The sequence below is a fragment of the Polaromonas sp. DSP2-3-2b2 genome, from assembly GCF_049895905.1.
Taxonomy (GTDB): Bacteria; Pseudomonadota; Gammaproteobacteria; order Burkholderiales; family Burkholderiaceae_C; genus Polaromonas.
Genome location: NZ_JAFCTH010000001.1, coordinates 144,301 through 161,364, shown reverse-complemented (window position 1 = coordinate 161,364; position 17,064 = coordinate 144,301). Strand labels below are relative to the sequence as shown.

Genomic DNA, 17,064 nt, shown 5'->3' with positions numbered 1-17,064 from the left:
AACGATTCAGGAAGTTGCAGTCTGGGCGTACCGCCACGGGGCGTGCCCGCCCAACCTACAGGTTCTTTTATGCTACTTCGACATCTACTCCTAATTGCTACGCTTTTCATAGCTACTAATGCCCATGCCTTAAGCGCAGAAGAGATAAAAGCCATTATTTTTGGCGAAACCGAGGCGCGCGTTGAAGCGCTGAACAAGGCGGCCGTCAACGCCGATGAAAAAACGGCGGCTTTCATCCAGGCGCTGTCTGACGATGCCGTCAAAACCAGCGGCGGCCAGGTGTTCGTGGTCAGGGATGACAAGGCCTTTGACCCGCTCACCGGCGCCGAACTGTCCTTGCCCCCAGATGCCGAAGACGTGATCAACCCCAACCTGATGCGCAGCGAAATCGACAATGCGCTGGCGGCGCTCAAGCTGTTTTCCAACGATGAAAATAGTCGACGCAACGCCATCAAGACGCTGGGCAGCGACAGCGATGAAGCCCGCTTGCCGCTGATTGAAAAAGCCTACGCGGCGGAAACCGTGCCCGCGCTTAAAAGCCAGCTGGAACTGATGCGCGCCGCCATCCTGCTGGGCAGCAGCGACAAGGCCAAACGCCTCGACGCCGCCGCGCAACTGTCGACCAGCAACAACCCCGCCACCAAGACCGTGCTGATCGAGCGCCTGGGCACCGAAGGAGATGCCGACGTGAAGGTCGCGCTGCGCGCGGCGCTGGCCAAAGTCGAGGCATCTCTGGCCTGGGGCGACAAGCTGGGCGCGATGTTCAGCGGCGTCAGCCTGGGCAGCATTTTGCTGCTGGTGGCGCTGGGGCTGGTTATCACCTACGGGCTGATGGGCGTCATCAACATGGCGCACGGCGAGCTGATGATGATCGGCGCCTACGCGACTTACGTGGTGCAGGGCCTGTTCCAGAAATATCTGCCCGGCGCGTTCGACTGGTATTTGCTGGCTGCCGTGCCGGTGGCGTTCCTGGCGTCGGCACTGATGGGCGCGCTGCTGGAGCGCAGCGTGATCCGCTTTTTGTACGGCCGGCCACTCGAAACCCTGCTGGCCACCTGGGGCATCAGCCTGATGCTGCAGCAGCTGGTGCGGACTATCTTCGGCGCGCAGAACGTCGGCGTTGAAAACCCGGTCTGGATGAGCGGCGGCGTGCAGGTGCTGGGCAACCTGTCGCTGCCTTACAACCGGCTCGTCATCATCGGCTTTGCTTGTTGCGTGCTGCTGGGCGTGGCCTGGCTGATCAGCCAGACGAGGCTTGGCCTGTTCGTTCGCGGCGTGACGCAAAACCGCCCGATTGCCGCCTGCATGGGCGTGAACACCGCGCGCATCGACACCTACGCGTTTGCGCTCGGTTCGGGCATTGCCGGGCTGGCCGGCTGCGCGCTGAGCCAGGTCGGCAACGTCGGGCCGGACCTGGGCCAGGGCTACATCGTCGATGCCTTCATGGTCGTGGTGCTGGGCGGCGTCGGGCAACTGGCAGGAACGGTGTATGCCGCCATGGGCCTGGGCATCCTGAACAAATTCCTCGAAGGCTGGACCGGCGCCGTGCTGGCCAAGATCGCCGTGCTCGTACTCATCATCATCTTCATCCAGAAGCGGCCCCAGGGCATCTTTGCGATGAAGGGCCGTTCGGCGGAGGCATAAAAATGAGCGCACCTTTTTCCACCATCAATGATTCTTTGCTTTCGGAGCAGGGCGGGCAGCCTTCTTTGCCAGTAGTGGAAAGTTTTTCTGCACCTGGCCCCTCTCCCCAGAGGGGTGAGGGAGTAAAGGCGGCTGCACTGGTCTTGCCCGGCAAAGGCCCGCTGCTGACCCGTACCGGCTGGAGCGCCTTCATGGCGGCGCTGATCGCGGTCTGCGCCGTGGCGCCGATGCTCAACCTCTGGGTGCCCGAAGGCCATGCGCTGCACATGAGCACCTACATGGTGGCGCTGCTGGGCAAGATCATGTGCTACGCCATTGCGGCGCTGGCCATGGACCTGATCTGGGGCTACACCGGCATTTTGTCGCTCGGCCACGGCGTGTTTTTTGCACTCGGCGGCTACGTCATGGGCATGTATTTGATGCGCCAGATCGGCAGCGACGGCAACTACAAAAGCAATCTGCCCGACTTCATGGTGTTTCTCGACTGGAAGGAATTGCCCTGGCACTGGACCTTCAGCGACAGCTTTGTCGCCACGCTGTTCCTGATCGTCGCGGTGCCGGGTGTCGTCGCCTTTGTGTTCGGCTACTTTGCGTTTCGCTCGCGCATCAAGGGCGTGTACTTTTCCATCATCACGCAGGCCATGACGTTTGCCGCGATGCTGCTGTTTTTCCGCAACGAGACCGGCTTTGGCGGCAACAATGGTTTCACCGATTTCAAGCGCATCCTGGATATCCCCATTGCCACGCCGGCTATGCGCATGCTGCTCTTCGTCCTGACCGGGCTGACGCTGCTGGGCTTTTTTCTGTTCGCCAAATGGCTGGTCGGCAGCAAGTTTGGCCGGGTGCTGCAGGCGATCCGCGATGCGGAAACGCGGGTGATGTTCTCGGGCTACAGCCCGCTGGGCTACAAGCTGACCATCTGGGTCATCTCGGCCATCATGTGCGGCGTGGCTGGCGCGCTGTATGTGCCGCAGGTCGGCATCGTCAACCCGGGCGAAATGAGCCCGGCCAACTCGATAGAGATTGCCATCTGGGCGGCGGTCGGCGGACGCGCCAGCCTGATCGGGCCGATCGTGGGGGCCTTCATCGTCAACGGCGCCAAGAGCTGGCTGACGGTGGCTTATCCCGAGTTCTGGCTGTATTTTCTGGGGGCGCTGTTCATCGGCGTGACGTTGTTCCTGCCCAACGGCGTCGTCGGGCTGGTGAAGAAACTGCGCAAGGGAGGCGAGCAATGACCCCCGATCTTCTGGAAGAGGGCGCGCGCCGGGTTGAACGGCACAGCGCTGCGCCAACCGGCCTGAACAACACCGAATCGGGCGGGCGCAACGCCAGCACCGGGCGCATCACCACGCCGGGCGAGGTCGATGTGACGCACGGCCGCATCTTGTATCTGGAAAATGTCAGTGTCAGCTTCGACGGCTTCAAGGCCATCAACCAGCTGAGCCTGGACATCGCCCCGGGCGAACTGCGCTGCATCATCGGCCCCAACGGCGCCGGCAAGACGACGATGATGGACATCATCACCGGCAAGACCCGGCCCGATGAAGGCACGGTTTTTTTCGGCAGCACGATTGAACTGCTGGAGCGCAAGGAGGCCGAGATTGCGCAACTGGGCATTGGCCGCAAGTTCCAGAAGCCGACGGTGTTCGAGCAGCTCACGGTGTTTGAAAACCTCGAATTGGCGCTCAAGACCAACAAGGGCGTGAAGGCGTCAATGTTCTTTCGGCTGGATTCGCTGCAGAGTGACCGGCTGGCCGAGATGCTGGTAACTATTCAGCTGGCGGGCAGCGTGAACCGGCTGGCCGGTAACCTGAGCCATGGGCAGAAACAGTGGCTGGAAATCGGCATGTTGCTGATGCAGGACCCGAAGCTGCTGCTGCTTGACGAGCCGGTTGCTGGCATGACGGATGAAGAGACTGCGCGAACGGCTGAGTTGTTTTTGACGTTGAAGGGCAAGCATTCGCTGATGGTGGTCGAGCACGACATGAGCTTTATCCGCACGATTTCGGAGATCGTTACGGTGCTGTGCGACGGCTCTGTTTTGGCGCAGGGGACGCTGGACCAGGTGCAGGCGGATGAGCGGGTGATCGAGGTCTATCTTGGGCGATGAGCTTTGCCATTTCGGCTTTTGTGCTGGTTCTTGGTTGGGTTTTCTCGGCTGTGACCTGCTGGCCGGGGGTAGCCCGGCCTCCCAACCCTGCAAACCTCTGCTGCCATTCCGGGAACAAAGTCATGCTAAATGTCAAAAACATCAACCAATACTACGGCGGCGGCTCCCACATCCTGCGCGACGTGAGCCTGGAAGCGCATCTGGGAAAAGTCACCGTCCTGTTAGGCCGCAACGGCGTCGGCAAGACCACGCTGCTCAAGTCCCTCATGGGCCTGGTTCCCATCAAGACCGGAACCATCGAATTCAACGGCAAGCAAATCCACAAACACACCCCCTACGAACGCGCAAGGGCCGGCATCGGCTTCGTCCCCCAGGGCCGCGAAATCTTCGCCCGCCTGACGGTCGAGGAAAACCTGCGCATGGGCCTGGCCTACAAAAGCGCCAGCACCTTGATCCCCGCCGAACTGTATGAACTGTTTCCGGTGCTCAAGCAGATGCTGCATCGCCGGGGCGGCGACCTGTCGGGCGGGCAGCAGCAGCAGCTCGCGATTGCGCGTGCGCTGGCCGCCAAACCCACGCTGCTGATCCTCGATGAGCCGACCGAAGGCATCCAGCCCAGCATCATCAAGGACATTGGCCGCGTCATCCGCATGCTGGCCGACCGGGGCGACATGGCCATCTTGCTGGTCGAGCAGTACTACGACTTCGCCGAGGAACTGGCCGACGACTACCTGGTCATGGAGCGCGGCGAGTTCATCGCGCGCGGGCTGGGCAAAAACATGCAGGCCGACGGCGTACGCCAGCTGGTGGCGATCTGAACGCGGTCCGGGCGACAAGGCAGGTGCCCGGTCCTGTCGGGCGAGCTGGTTGACCGCGTAGTCAATACATCCACGGTCTAGCCTGCCAGGCGCCAGGCCAAAGCGTCGGGCTGCTGGGGGGATACTATCGGGTTACTCCCACTGGGCGCTCCAACGACGCGCCCAACCTGATGAAAGCCCTTTTCCAACACCTGCCCGCTGGCGAAATCAGTTCCGACGGCAATGTGCGCACCATGCGGCTGGTCACGGCACTGGTGCTCGTCGTCGGGCTGGGCGCCACGGCAGCAAGCTTGCGCTGGCAGCAGCAAGACCTTCACGCCCGCGCCAAGAACCGTTTCGAGCAGCAGGTTGAGCGCATCGAAGCCGACGTCAAGCACCACCTCAACCTGCCCTTCACCGGCCTGAAAGGGGCGGCGGGCGTTTATGCGGCCAGCGCCTCGGTGGAGCGGGCCGAGTTCCGCGCCTTTGTCGAATCGAGCAATGTCGGGCTCGAATACCCCGGAATCCGCGGCTTTGGCTTTGTCGAGCGGGTCAAAAGCGGCGCTGTTGATGCTTTTGTCGCAGCCCAGCGGCGCGATGGCAGCCCCGGCTTCACGGTGAAAAACCGGGGTACGGCGCCGGACCTGTACATCATCAAGTTTTTGGAGCCAGGCGCGTCCAACCAGGCTGCGGTGGGCCTTAATCTTGCCGGCAACCCAGTGCGAATGCAGGCGATCGAGCGCGCCATCACGACCGGCCAGGCAACGCTCAGCGGGCGCATTCAGCTGATCCAGGATGACCGCCAGCGACCTGCGTTTGCATTTTTCCTGCCGCTTTACCGGCAAGGACTGCAGCCCGCCACGGTGCAGCAGCGGGAAGCCGAGCTGCTGGGCATTCTGTTCGCACCCGTGGTGGTGGAGGAAATCATGGCCCAGGTCGTTGCCGCAATGAGCGGCCAGACCCGCCTGGCCGTTCATGACAGCCTGGATGATTCGGGCGCGACACCAGGCAATTTGTTGTTTGAACTCGAAGGCTTTTCCAGCCTGGCCAGGGATGCCAGGCCGATGTTCGAGACCTCGCGCGTCGTGCTCGTCGGCGGCCGGCCGCTGACGCTGCGCATGGGCAGCACGCCCGCCTTTGAAGCCCAGCAGGGCAGGCTGACGCCCTGGCTGCTGGGCTTGTCAGGCAGCGTGCTGAGCGGCCTGCTGGCCTTGACTATCTGGTTGCTGGGCAGCGGCCGGGAACGCGCCCTGGCGCTGGCGCAGCGGATGACGGCTGACCTGGCGCACGAACGCCAGCGGCTGCACAACATTGTGGAAGGCACCCATGTGGGGACGTGGGAGTGGCAGGTGCAGACCGGAGCGCTTCAGCTCGATGAGCGATGGGCGACGATCATGGGTTATGACCATGCACGGCTGGGTCCCCAGCAGATCAGCGACTGGCGCAACCGCGTCCATCCTGACGATGTGCAAGCGATGACAGCCGCGCTCAAACGCCATTTCCGGGGCGAAAGCCAGTATTTTGAATGCGAGCACCGGATACGCCATCGCGACGGGCACTGGATCTGGGTGCTGGACCGGGGAAAGGTGTCCACCTGGACATTGGCGGGCAAGCCTGCCCTGATGTCCGGAACGCATATGGATATTTCCGACCGGCAGGCCGCGCAGATGGCGCTGCGCACCAGCGAGGAGAATTTTCGCCAGTTGTTTGAAAGCAGCCTCCACGGCATTTTGCAGGCCATGCCCAACGGCTCGATCCAGTACGCCAATCCGGCCGCCTGCCAGCTGTTCGGGCTGACCCAGGATGAGATCCGGCAGCGCGGGCGTGCCGGACTGGTGGACCCGCATGACTCGCGTCTGCATATCCTGGTCGCGCAGGCGATGCTGTCCGACCATGCCAAGGGCGAGGTCACGATGCACCGGGGCGACGGCTTGCGGTTTGAATGCGAACTGTCGCTGACCAGCTACCGGACGCCCAGCGGCGAGGCGTGCAACAACCTGTTTTTGCGCGACGTGACCAAACGCAAGCAGGCCGAGGCCGAGATACATGCGCTGAACACGCAGCTTGAAGACAAGGTCAAAAAACGTACCGCCGAGCTGGAGTCGGCCAACAAGGAGCTGGAGGCTTTCTCGTATTCCGTGGCGCACGATCTGCGGGCGCCACTGCGCTCGATTGACGGCTTCAGCCATTTGCTTGAAAAAGCCATCGCCATCGAGACGGCGGAACGATCGCGTCACTACATGAACCGCATTCGCGCAGGCGTCAGGCAGATGGGCGAACTGACCGATGGCCTGCTGCTGCTGGCCCAGGTATCGCGCACCAGTCTGAAAAATGAAACCATCGACCTTGGCGCGGTGTCTGGCGAGGTGCTGCAGGCCTGCCGCGAGCGCGATGCGGGCCGGCTGGTGAAAGTCCATGTGCAGGCCGGTCTGGTGGCGATGGGCGACCGCGCCTTGCTGCGCCAGGTGATGGAAAACCTGATCGGCAATGCCTGGAAGTTCACGGCGCATGCGGCCGATGCGCAAATCTTGATCGGTCAATTGGCGCAGGATGACCCGGAAATGACGACGTTCTTTGTTCGCGACAATGGCGCCGGTTTTGACATGGCGTATGTCGAAAAGCTGTTTGGCACTTTCCAGCGCCTGCATTCGCCGGGAGAATTCTCAGGCACCGGGATAGGGTTGGCCACGACTCACCGGATCGTTGCCCGCCATGGCGGCCGCATCTGGGCGCAGGGCGCCGTGGGCGAAGGCGCGACGTTTTTCTTCACGCTCCCCGCAGCGCTGGCCGCAGAAGCTACGACGTAGCTTAGCGGGGTGCGGCAGGCACCACGGTTTCGCTCTGGCGCAGCACGCCGCCGCCGGCCACGCTGCCGTCCAGAGTGGCCTGCGCCTCGACACGCGCACGGCAGGCGGCTGTGTCTTCGGTGTCCTTGAATACTTCGCAGCGCCGCATGGCGTTGGCGGTGTAGTCAGTGCCATTACCCCGATTACCCAGCTTGTCGGCGCGCTTTTCCGCATTTGCATTGCGCACTTCCCGCAGGCAAGCCGCCCGGTCCTGCTGGGTCTTGCCGCTCTTGCAGGCCGCCATTTCGCTCCTGGCATTGCCCGAGGCATCCAGGCCGGTGGTGTCCAGGGGGGCAACCTGGGCAGTGGCAGCGCTCATGGCCAGCAGGGCGGTGAGTCCGAAATAGCTGACACCCTTGCCCAGACGGTTGAGCCGCGAAGAGGCCAGGCAACGGGGCTTGAGCGACGAGAACATGATCGGGACTCCAGATAAAGATTTATAAAAAGAGTGTGAAACCACAAGGCTTTGCAGCTTGAGAGGAAATGCGGCGGGCCGGGCACGTGCAATGCCGGATTTAGTTGTAGGACATGTCTTTCAGCACGGGTGCTCAAAAGTCAAACGCCTGAGGGCCTTGCATCACATCGACCAGATGCGCGGCATGGACGCCGGCTGCTGCCAGAAATGGCCGCGCCAGGCCTGCCAGACCTGCCTGAGCAATGCCATTGCCGGCTCGACCAGCGGCGCCAGCACCCTGACGACAACCACCTGCCCATTGGGGCTGGTGGCGCCTGCCGTGGCGCGCAGTTCATGCGCCTCGATGACTTCGCGCGCCATCTCCAGCGCGGCCTGCCGGCGGTTTCGCTCCAGCTTGCTGCCGGCCACGAAAAAGATCGACGCCATGCAGCGGTGGCCCGCCAGGCCCAGCGGGCTGTCCATCAAGAGCGTGTCGCTGGCTTTGAGGCGCCCGCGCTCCAGCCACACGCCGGGCATTTCGATGTGCTGGCAAAAGCTGCCCTGCGCAAACGGCAGGCTGGCAGCGGGCAGGCCGAAGGCCGTCACGTCCCAGCCGATCAGTTCGGCGCCGGGCGCAAGATCCAGGCTCAAGCGGTTTTCCGCCAGGCAGCCGCTGTAGCCGATCGCTTCGAGCGGCAGCCATTCCATGCGTGCGCCGGCCTGCAGCGACAGCCGGGTGCGCTGCAGCGCGGGCGCGCCGGTGGAGCGGTAAAAGCGCGTGGCGCCGGGCGTGGTGACCAGGCCATGCGCGCCCGGCCCGGCGCTGAACGCCAAGTCCAGCGTGTCGCCGCCGACCAGCCCGCCGGGTGGATGGACGATGACGTTGTGGCAGATGCCGTCGCCTTCGGGGTACAGGCTTTGCAGGATGCGCAGCGGGCCGCTGTGGCGAAAATGGGCGACGGTTTTTTCAGCCTGCAGCGTGTAGTCGAGTGCGAGGGTTGCGTTCCATGTCATCGCTGCAGTTTAACGCGACAGTTGGCCGGAAGGCGCTCAAGACGCTACTAAATTAATAGCTGGTGACGCCCGTGGAACGAGCGCAAGAGGCCTGTTTCATTAAAAGTTTCGGTCGGCGGCCGCCGTGGCTTCAGGGAAGCGCCAGCAGCTTGTCCTTCGCTTCAGCGATGCGCAGTGCCAGGTGTTCCAGCGCTTCTTGCACCTGATCGACCAGCACCAGGCACAGGTCGCCCGGCTGCAGGCGCGACAGTGCCTCGTCGATGGCGGCGAACTCGCCGCGTATTTCGTCGATACGCACCGCGCGGCTGGCGTCCTGCAGGCCTTCGCGCAGCAGCGCCATCACCTCGCCGTCGGCCCGGCCGCGCTGGGCCGCGTCCTGGTACAGGATCACCTCGTCGAACGCCGCGCCCAGAATGGCCGTCTGGCCGGTGATGTCGCTGTCGCGCCGGTCGCCCGCGCCGCTGATGACCACGCTGCGGCGCTGCGCCGGCATGGCGTTGACCGCCGCCACCAGCGCCTGCATGGCGTCAGGGTTGTGGCCGTAGTCGGCAATCACCGTGGCGCCGGCGTAGTCCATCACGTTGAAGCGGCCGGGCGCGTTGTGGGAGTCGGTCACAAAGCTGGCCAGGGCGCTTTTGATCGTGTCCCAGCTCAGGTTGACGGCCCAGGCCGCCGCCACCGCCGCCATCACGTTCTCGACCTGAAAGCCGATGGTGCCGCCGCGCGTCACTGGAATGCCCTGCAGCGCGATGCGCTCGACGCGCGAGCCTTCGGCGGCCACCAGCATGGCGCCATCGACAAACACCGTGCGCTTGCCCTGCGCGCGGTGTGTCGCCATCAGCGGTTGATGGCGGTCGGCCGCAAAAAAGATCACCTTGCCGGGGCAGGCCTTGGCCATTTTGGCGACGATGGCGTCGGCCGCGTTAAGCACCGCATAACCCGTGGGCGCGACGTTCTGCACGACCACGCGCTTCAAGACCGCCAGGTCTTCGACCGTGGTGATGTAGTTCAGCCCCAGGTGGTCGCCGCTGCCGATGTTGGTGACCACGGCGACTTCGCAGCGGTCAAAGCCCAGGCCCTCGCGCAGCACGCCGCCGCGCGCGACCTCGAACACGGCGGCGTCCACGTCGGGGTGCATCAGGACGTTGCGCGCGCTTTTCGGGCCGCTGCAGTCGCCGCTGTCGGTCTGCCGCCCGTTGATGTACACGCCGTCGGTGTTTGTCATGCCGGTGCGCAGCCCGTGCGCGGCCAGCAGGTGGGCGATCAGGCGCGTGGTGGTGGTCTTGCCGTTGGTGCCGGTCACGGCAATCACCGGAATGCGGCCGTTCTCGCCGGCAGGAAACAGCTCGTCCACCATGGCGGCGCCCACGGCGCGGCCCTTGCCGTAAGACGGCGACAGGTGCATGCGCAGGCCGGGCGCGGCATTGACCTCGACCACGCCGCCGTTTTGCGCTTCCAGCGGCTTGAGCATGCTTTCGCACACCACATCGACGCCGCAGATGTCCAGGCCAATCATCTGCGCGGCCGCCACGGCGCGGGCGGCGACCTCGGGATGCACTTCGTCGGTCACATCGGTGGCGGTGCCGCCGGTGCTCAGGTTGGCGTTGTTGCGCAGGATGACGCGCTGCCCCTTGGCCGGAACCGATTCGGGGCTCAAGCCCTGCACATCGAGCCGGGCCACGGCAATGTCGTCAAAGCGGATCTTGGTCAGCGAGGTGGCATGGCCTTCGCCGCGCCTGGGGTCCTGGTTGACGATATCGACCAGCTCGCGCACCGTGTGCCGGCCGTCGCCCACCACCTGCGGCGGCTCGCGCCGCGATGCGGCGACCAGCTTGCTGCCCACGACCAGCAGGCGAAAGTCGCAGCCCGGCAGGAAGCGCTCGACCAGCACCTCGCCATGCTCGGCGGCGGCGCGCCAGGCCATGTCGAGCTGCTCGCGCGTCGTGATGTTGACCGTCACGCCCTTGCCCTGGTTGCCGTCCTGCGGCTTGAGCACCACCGGCAGGCCGACCTCCAGCGCTGCGGCCCAGGCATCGTCCGGATTGCTGGCCGGACGGCCCAGCGGCACCGGAACGCCGGCGGCGCGCAGCAGTTTTTTGGTCAGGTCCTTGTCCTGTGCAATCGATTCGGCCACGGCGCTGGTGCTGTCGAGTTCGGCGGCCTGGATGCGGCGCTGGCGCGAGCCCCAGCCAAACTGCACCATGCTGCCCTTGGTCAGGCGCCGGTAGGGAATGCCGCGCGCCAGGGCGGCCTCGACAATCGCGCCGGTGCTCGGCCCCATGCGCTCGTCTTCATCAAGGTCGCGCAAACGGGCAATGGCGGCCTGCAAGTCGAACGGCGCGTCCTGCAGGGCCGCAAGGAGCAGCGCCTGGGCCTGCTTGAAGGCCAGGCGGCCCACCGCTTCCTCGCTGTACTCGACCACGACCTGGTAGGTGCCTGGCTCCAGCGTCGCCGAAGTGCGGCTGAAGGTGACCGGGCAGCCGGCGGCGGCCTGCAACGCCAGCGTGGCCGCTTCAAGCGCATGCGCCAGCGACAACGGCCCGGTGTGGCCGGTCTCGCGCAAAATGCCGATGTCCGGAAACAGTGCCCGCAGGCGCGGCTCGAAGCCGCTCAGGCTGTCGATGCAGCATTCCTCAAGCGTGCAGGCGACGATGGCTTCAAGGGCCGTGCGCCGGCTCCAGAGGTTGGGGCCGCGCAGGGCCCGGATGCGGGAAACTTCCATCAGACTGCCCTCCCGGCAGGTAGTGGGTTGGATTCAAAAGCCTCGATGCCCGCGCCAATCAAATTGAGCGGAATATCAAGCGCCCAGGCCGTGGCGACGGCGGCGAGCAGCGAAGGCTCGGTGATGCCGCTTTTTGCATGGCGCTTGCACCAGGCACTGAGTTTGCCCAGGCCGGGCAGGAAGGACTCGGCCCCGCCGGTGGCCAGCACGACCTGGTTTTGCCGCACAAACACGGTGCGGCCGTTGCTGGCGCGGTGCGCGGCGATGGCCGCCACGCCCGGGTCGCTGCTGTAAAAGATCACTTCCCCGTCGCACAGCTGCTGCATCTCCACCACGCCGGCATCGGTGGCATTGAGCACCGCCGCGCCGCCGGGCAGCACCACATCGACCTGCGAGCGAAGGACCTTGAACATCTGCGTGTCGTCAAGAATGTCGAATTCCGCCAGCCCGGCAGCGCCGCCCAAGTCGGTGACCACGCCGACCTGGCAGCGGTCATAGGCCAGGCCGGTGCGCAGGATCGTGTCGGCGCCGTTTTCAAACACGGCGGCCTGCACCGCCCGGTTGATCAAGAGGCGCTGGCCGGCTTCCCAGTTCGTGTTGTCGGCGCTTTCCACGCGGCGCTGGTCCAGGAACAGGCCGTCCCGGCAGGCCAGGCCGGTGTAGCGGCCCGACAGGTGCAGCAGCCACGCCACCAGCCGCGCAATGTGCTGCGTGCCGGCCGTGCCGGCAATGCCGACGATGGGAATGCGGCCGTCGCTGCCCTGGCTGCGGTGGTCTGGCGTTTCGGCGTTGCGCGCAAACAGGTGGTCGCAAATGGCGCGGCCCACCGGCCGGGGCGCGCCCTGCGCGGGCTTGAGATGCATCAACAGGCCGGGGCCGGCGTTGACCTCGACGATCGCGCCGCCCTGGGCATGCAGCGGGCGCGAGATGTCCTGCGCCACCACATCGATGCCGGCGATGTCCAGGCCGACCACGCGGGCGGCCAGCGAGACGATGTAATCAACCTCGGGATGCACCTCGTCGGTGCAGTCGATGGACACATTGCCGTTGCGCTGCACCATCAGCTGGCGGCCGGCCGGCGGGGTGTCATCGGGCGCGAAGCCTTGGCGCTGCAATTCCAGCACGATGGCGGCGTCCACGGCCGTATCAATCGGGCTGAGCGGAAAATCCTCGCCGGCGCCGCGCCTCGGGTCGTTGTTGAGCTGTTCGTCGATCAGCTGCCTGACGCTCAGCCGGCCGTCGCCCGTGATCGATGCCACCTCGCCGCGCGCGGCGGCCACCACGCGGCCGCCCACGACCAGCAGGCGGTGTTCATGGCCGCGCACATAGCGCTCGACCATCACGTCGCTGCCTTCAGGTTCGGCGATGGCAAAGGCCGCCTCGACTTGTTCGCGGGTGTTCAGGTCCAGCGACACGCCCCGGCCGTGGTTGGCGTCCGACGGCTTGACGACCACCGGCAGGCCGATGTCCCGCGCAGCTTCCCAGGCTTCCGTGGCGCTGCTCACGATCTCGCCTTCGGGCACCGGCACGCCGCAGCTGGCCAGCAGGCTCTTGGTCAGGTCTTTGTCGTGGGCAATGCTTTCGCCAATCGCGCTGGTCAGATCGGTCTCGGCCGTCCAGATGCGCCGCTGGCTCGCGCCGTAGCCAAGCTGCACCAGGTTGCCGTCGTTCAGGCGGATGTGCGGAATGCCCCGATCGGTCGCGGCCGCGACGATGGCCGCCGTGCTGGGGCCGAGGTAGCAGTCGTCGATCTGGTCGCGGATGGCCTGCACGGCCGCTTGCACCTCGGCCGCGTCGTAGGCTTCGGCGTTGATGGCGGCCATGAGCAGCCGATGGCCCTGGGCCAGCGCGGTGCGGGCCACCTGCTCGTCGCGCGCGCGAAACACCATGCGGTACACGCCGTGCGTCGAGGTGCTGCGGGTCTGGCCGAAACCTGTCGGCATGTCGGCCAGGTTGAGCAGCTCGATCACCACGTGTTCGAGCACATGGCCGGTCCAGGTGCCTTCATTCAGACGCTGAAGAAAACCGCCGCGCTCGCCGACGCCGCAGTGGTGCTCCAGCAGCGCCGGCAGCAGGCCCAGCAGCCGGTCGTTGAAGCCCGGCAGCAGGTTGCTTGGAAAGTCTTCCAGCGCGCCCAGGTCCAGCCAGACTTCCAGCACCGACCGGTAGGTCCAGATGTTGGGTCCGCGCAGGTAATGGATGCGGAGTAACTTGATATCGTCCAGTTTGCGCATGGTGGGCAAAATTTTTAAGGTCAACCGGCTGGGCCGGTGCAACGTTTTGGTTCCAGTCCGGCGACATGCCGGTCAGGGGTGCGGGGAAAAAAGTGTGGGCAGCGATGGTTAGGTCATCGTGATCCATAGGGCCGGCCTCATTGTGCCGCTTTACGAATTCAGGATTTCACGGGCGGGGCCTGCCATGGCTGATGGGGGTTAACTTCTCGGGCGGGCAGGCCGTTTGGGCGAAAATCGCTGTTTTGAATGCCTTTCGCACCGCGTCCGTAGCCCTCAGGGTATCGGGGCCGCAACCGGCAACACGGTCATGACCGGAAAATGAATTCGAGACAACATGCAACATCAGCACCCTATGGAAGATTCCAGTTCCGACGACCCGGCACTCGCAGGGCTTGCATCGCAACTGGCAACCCAAGAGAACGTTTTGTGCAGCCTGCTGGTTGACCTGGACCAGGCGCTGCGTTTTGCCGCCGGCGCGCTGGTCCTGACGGACCGCCGCCTGCTGTCCCGCAATGCTGCCGGTAACTGGTCCAGCCTGTTTCTCCAGAACCCTGACGACGAGCCCATCCAGAAGCTCGATTTGCGCCATTTCGACCATGCCGGTGTCGGAACGCTGGAACTGCATGATGTCCAGGGCGAGCCTTCACGGCGCCTGGCCAAGTGGCGCTTCACCCTGGGTGCGAATCCGCAGGCCTTGCGCATGGTGCGGCTGTTCGCGCAGCAGCAGGCCCAGCGCCAGGCCAGCGCGGCCCGGCTCAAGGCGATTGAGCTGGACCGCGCGGGCCACGAGCTTCCCCTGTGCCCCGAATGCGATGCGCCGCTGCCGCCAGACAGCGACGAATGCCCGGCCTGCGCTCAGGGCAAGGTCCACACACCGCCCTCGACCTGGGTGCTGCTGCGGCTGTGGCGCTTTGCCCGGCCCTACCGCTGGCAGCTGCTGTCGGGCTTTTTGCTGACACTGGCCTCGACCGCCGCCACCCTGGTGCCGCCTTACCTGACGATTCCGCTGATGGACGACATATTGATCCCGTTCCAGAACGGCCAGCAGATCGAGCCGGGCAAGGTCGGCCTGATTTTGGGCGCGCTGCTGGGCGCGGCAGTGCTGGGCTGGGCGCTGAACTGGGCGCGCACCTATTTGCTGGCGCTGGTGTCCGAGCGCATCGGCGCCGATCTGCGCACCGCCACGTTTGACCATCTGCTGGAGCTGTCGCTGGACTATTTCGGCGCCAAGCGCACGGGCGACCTGATGTCGCGCATCGGCTCGGAAACCGACCGCATCTGCGTGTTCTTGTCGCTGCATGCGCTGGACTTCGCCACCGACGTGCTGATGATCGGCATGACCGCTGCCATTTTGTTTTCGATCAACCCGTATCTGGCGCTGGCCACCTTGCTGCCGCTTCCCTTCATCGGCTGGATGATCCACGTGGTGCGCGACAAGCTGCGCACCGGCTTCGAGAAAATCGACCGCGTCTGGTCGGACGTGACCAATGTGCTGGCCGACACCATTCCCGGCATCCGCGTGGTCAAGGCCTTTGCGCAGGAAAAGCGCGAGGCCGAGCGCTTTCGCGTCGTCAACCAGCACAACCTGGCGGTGAACGACAAGCTCAACAAGGTCTGGTCGCTGTTCACGCCCACGGTGTCGCTGCTGACCGAAATGGGCCTGCTGGTGGTCTGGGCCTTCGGCATCTGGCTGATGTCGAAGCAGCAGATCACGGTCGGCGTGCTGACCGCCTTCATTGCCTACATCGGGCGCTTCTACGGCCGGCTCGATTCGATGAGCCGGATTGTCTCGGTCACGCAAAAGGCGGCGGCCGGCGCCAAGCGCATTTTTGACATCCTGGACCATGTGTCCAACGTGCCCGAACCGTCGCAGCCGGTGAAGATCGACAAGTTGCAGGGCCGCATTGAAATGAAGGGCCTGGGCTTTCGCTACGGCAACCGTTCGGTGATTCGCGGCCTGGACCTGGAAATAAAACCCGGCGAGATGATCGGCCTGGTCGGCCACAGCGGCTCGGGCAAGAGCACGCTGGTCAACCTGCTGTGCCGCTTTTACGATGTGAGCGACGGCGCCATCCAGGTCGATGGCACCGACATCCGGCGCTTTGCCGTGGCCGACTACCGGCGCCACATCGGTCTGGTGCTGCAGGAGCCGTTTTTGTTTTTCGGCACGATCGCCGAGAACATCGCCTACGGCAAGCCCGGCGCCAGCCGCGCCGAGATCGTCGCCGCCGCGCGTGCCGCCCATGCGCATGAATTCATCCTGCGGCTGCCGCAGGCCTACGACTCGCTGGTCGGCGAGCGCGGCCAGGGTCTGTCGGGCGGCGAGCGCCAGCGCATCTCGATTGCGCGCGCCCTGCTGATCGACCCGCGCATTTTGATTTTGGACGAAGCCACCTCGTCGGTCGATACCGAAACCGAAAAGGAAATCCAGAAAGCGCTGGATAACCTGGTGCAAGGCCGCACGACGATTGCGATTGCCCACCGCCTGTCCACCCTGCGCAAGGCCGACCGGCTGGTGGTGATGGACCGGGGGCAGGTGGTCGAAGTCGGGCCGCACGAGGAACTGATGGCGCGCCAGGGCCACTACTGGCGGCTGTACGAGGCGCAGGCGCGCCAAGTCGATACCGAAGAGACGGACGCTACAGCGCAGGAAAGCCTGATCGCCATAGCCACGGCGCAGGTGGAACACACCGCTCAGCGTGCGCCGCAGCAGACCGGCACCCCGTGACAGCGCGGCAGCGCGGAAAAAGGACGCACTAACCATGACCAATTTCACCTTCATTCCCGCTTTCCAGCTTCAGCGCGAAGCCTCGGGCCGGCTGAAGTACATCAGCCCGCATGGCGAGGTGCACCAGGGCGTCGTGCCGGTGCGCGCCTTTCCGCTGGCCGCGCCCGAAGAAGGCATTTCACTGGTCAGCACCGAGGGCCATGAACTGGTCTGGATCGAGCAGCTGTCGGCCCTGCCGGCGGCGGTGCGGCTGCTGCTGCAGGAGGAACTGGCGCTGCGCGACTTCGTGCCGGAAATCCAGCGGCTGGTGAGCGTGTCGTCCTTCGGCACGCCCAGCACCTGGACGGTGGAAACCGACCGGGGCAACACGGCCTTCGTGCTCAAGGGCGAGGAAGACATCCGCCGGCTCAAAGGCAGCGAACTGCTGATCGCCGCCAGCGAAGGCGTGCAGTACCGCATTGCCGACATGACGGCGCTGGACAAGGCGTCGCGCCGGCTGCTGGAGCGGTTTTTATAATGAAATATGGCTTTTGCGCAGGCCCAGCGTGCGCAGTCAGCTATTGATTCAATAGCTT

At 64.7% G+C, this 17,064-nt stretch carries 11 protein-coding genes; 7 read left to right on the top strand and 4 right to left on the bottom strand.

Translation table 11 applies throughout. The annotated features are described in order from the left end of the window. Positions 1-69: 69 nt before the first annotated feature. The 5 genes from urtB (at position 70) to ACP7AD_RS00735 (ending at position 7,358) form a co-directional block, all read left to right on the top strand. The gene (gene urtB, locus ACP7AD_RS00755) at positions 70-1,644 is read left to right on the top strand and encodes an urea ABC transporter permease subunit UrtB (RefSeq protein ID WP_426145123.1); all 1,575 of its coding nucleotides are present in this window, start codon (positions 70-72) and stop codon (positions 1,642-1,644) included. Positions 1,645-1,835: 191 nt separating this feature from the next. Beyond that, the gene (gene urtC / locus ACP7AD_RS00750) at positions 1,836-2,879 is read left to right on the top strand and encodes an urea ABC transporter permease subunit UrtC (protein ID WP_426145259.1); all 1,044 of its coding nucleotides are present in this window, start codon (positions 1,836-1,838) and stop codon (positions 2,877-2,879) included. Continuing rightward, entirely contained in the window at positions 2,876-3,754 is an 879-nt protein-coding gene (gene urtD / locus ACP7AD_RS00745; protein WP_426145121.1) for an urea ABC transporter ATP-binding protein UrtD, read from the top strand. Before urtC ends, urtD begins: the two co-directional genes overlap by 4 nt. A gap of 122 nt (positions 3,755-3,876) precedes the next feature. After that, positions 3,877-4,572, top strand: coding sequence for an urea ABC transporter ATP-binding subunit UrtE (gene urtE / locus ACP7AD_RS00740; RefSeq protein WP_426145119.1), 696 nt, complete (start codon positions 3,877-3,879; stop codon positions 4,570-4,572). 170 nt (positions 4,573-4,742) lie between these two features. Then, positions 4,743-7,358, top strand: coding sequence for a CHASE domain-containing protein (locus tag ACP7AD_RS00735; RefSeq protein WP_426145117.1), 2,616 nt, complete (start codon positions 4,743-4,745; stop codon positions 7,356-7,358). A gap of 1 nt (position 7,359) precedes the next feature. Here the strand turns inward: ACP7AD_RS00735 and ACP7AD_RS00730 are convergent, their stop codons facing one another. The 4 genes from ACP7AD_RS00730 to cphA (ACP7AD_RS00715) form a co-directional block, all read right to left on the bottom strand. Beyond that, entirely contained in the window at positions 7,360-7,812 is a 453-nt protein-coding gene (locus ACP7AD_RS00730; protein ID WP_426145116.1) for a hypothetical protein, read from the bottom strand. 162 nt (positions 7,813-7,974) lie between these two features. Next, on the bottom strand, positions 7,975-8,805 hold the full coding sequence (locus ACP7AD_RS00725; protein WP_426145114.1) for an urease accessory protein UreD: 831 nt from the start codon (positions 8,803-8,805) through the stop codon (positions 7,975-7,977). A 130-nt stretch (positions 8,806-8,935) separates the two neighbouring features. Further along, on the bottom strand, positions 8,936-11,527 hold the full coding sequence (cphA, locus tag ACP7AD_RS00720) for a cyanophycin synthetase (RefSeq protein WP_426145112.1): 2,592 nt from the start codon (positions 11,525-11,527) through the stop codon (positions 8,936-8,938). Next, positions 11,527-13,761: a cyanophycin synthetase gene (cphA, locus tag ACP7AD_RS00715; RefSeq protein WP_426145110.1), complete on the bottom strand. Its 2,235-nt coding sequence runs from the start codon at positions 13,759-13,761 to the stop codon at positions 11,527-11,529. Before cphA (ACP7AD_RS00715) ends, cphA (ACP7AD_RS00720) begins: the two co-directional genes overlap by 1 nt. Positions 13,762-14,095: 334 nt before the next feature. Here cphA (ACP7AD_RS00715) and ACP7AD_RS00710 point away from each other — a divergent pair, with 334 nt between their 5' ends. Both ACP7AD_RS00710 and ACP7AD_RS00705 read left to right on the top strand, forming a co-directional pair. Continuing rightward, the gene (locus ACP7AD_RS00710) at positions 14,096-16,489 is read left to right on the top strand and encodes an ABC transporter ATP-binding protein (protein WP_426145108.1); all 2,394 of its coding nucleotides are present in this window, start codon (positions 14,096-14,098) and stop codon (positions 16,487-16,489) included. 34 nt (positions 16,490-16,523) lie between these two features. Then, positions 16,524-17,006, top strand: coding sequence for a DUF1854 domain-containing protein (locus tag ACP7AD_RS00705; protein WP_426145106.1), 483 nt, complete (start codon positions 16,524-16,526; stop codon positions 17,004-17,006). Positions 17,007-17,064: the final 58 nt, after the last annotated feature.

Bases quoted from the DNA above. Each gene is read 5' to 3' on its own strand.
- urtB (WP_426145123.1), top strand. From the start codon at position 70: ATGCTACTTCGACATCTACTCCTAATTGCTACGCTTTTCATAGCTACT.
- urtC (WP_426145259.1), top strand. From the start codon at position 1,836: ATGGCGGCGCTGATCGCGGTCTGCGCCGTGGCGCCGATGCTCAACCTC.
- urtD (WP_426145121.1), top strand. From the start codon at position 2,876: ATGACCCCCGATCTTCTGGAAGAGGGCGCGCGCCGGGTTGAACGGCAC.
- urtE (WP_426145119.1), top strand. From the start codon at position 3,877: ATGCTAAATGTCAAAAACATCAACCAATACTACGGCGGCGGCTCCCAC.
- ACP7AD_RS00735 (WP_426145117.1), top strand. From the start codon at position 4,743: ATGAAAGCCCTTTTCCAACACCTGCCCGCTGGCGAAATCAGTTCCGAC.
- ACP7AD_RS00730 (WP_426145116.1), bottom strand. From the start codon at position 7,812: ATGTTCTCGTCGCTCAAGCCCCGTTGCCTGGCCTCTTCGCGGCTCAAC.
- ACP7AD_RS00725 (WP_426145114.1), bottom strand. From the start codon at position 8,805: ATGACATGGAACGCAACCCTCGCACTCGACTACACGCTGCAGGCTGAA.
- cphA (WP_426145112.1), bottom strand. From the start codon at position 11,527: ATGGAAGTTTCCCGCATCCGGGCCCTGCGCGGCCCCAACCTCTGGAGC.
- cphA (WP_426145110.1), bottom strand. From the start codon at position 13,761: ATGCGCAAACTGGACGATATCAAGTTACTCCGCATCCATTACCTGCGC.
- ACP7AD_RS00710 (WP_426145108.1), top strand. From the start codon at position 14,096: ATGCAACATCAGCACCCTATGGAAGATTCCAGTTCCGACGACCCGGCA.
- ACP7AD_RS00705 (WP_426145106.1), top strand. From the start codon at position 16,524: ATGACCAATTTCACCTTCATTCCCGCTTTCCAGCTTCAGCGCGAAGCC.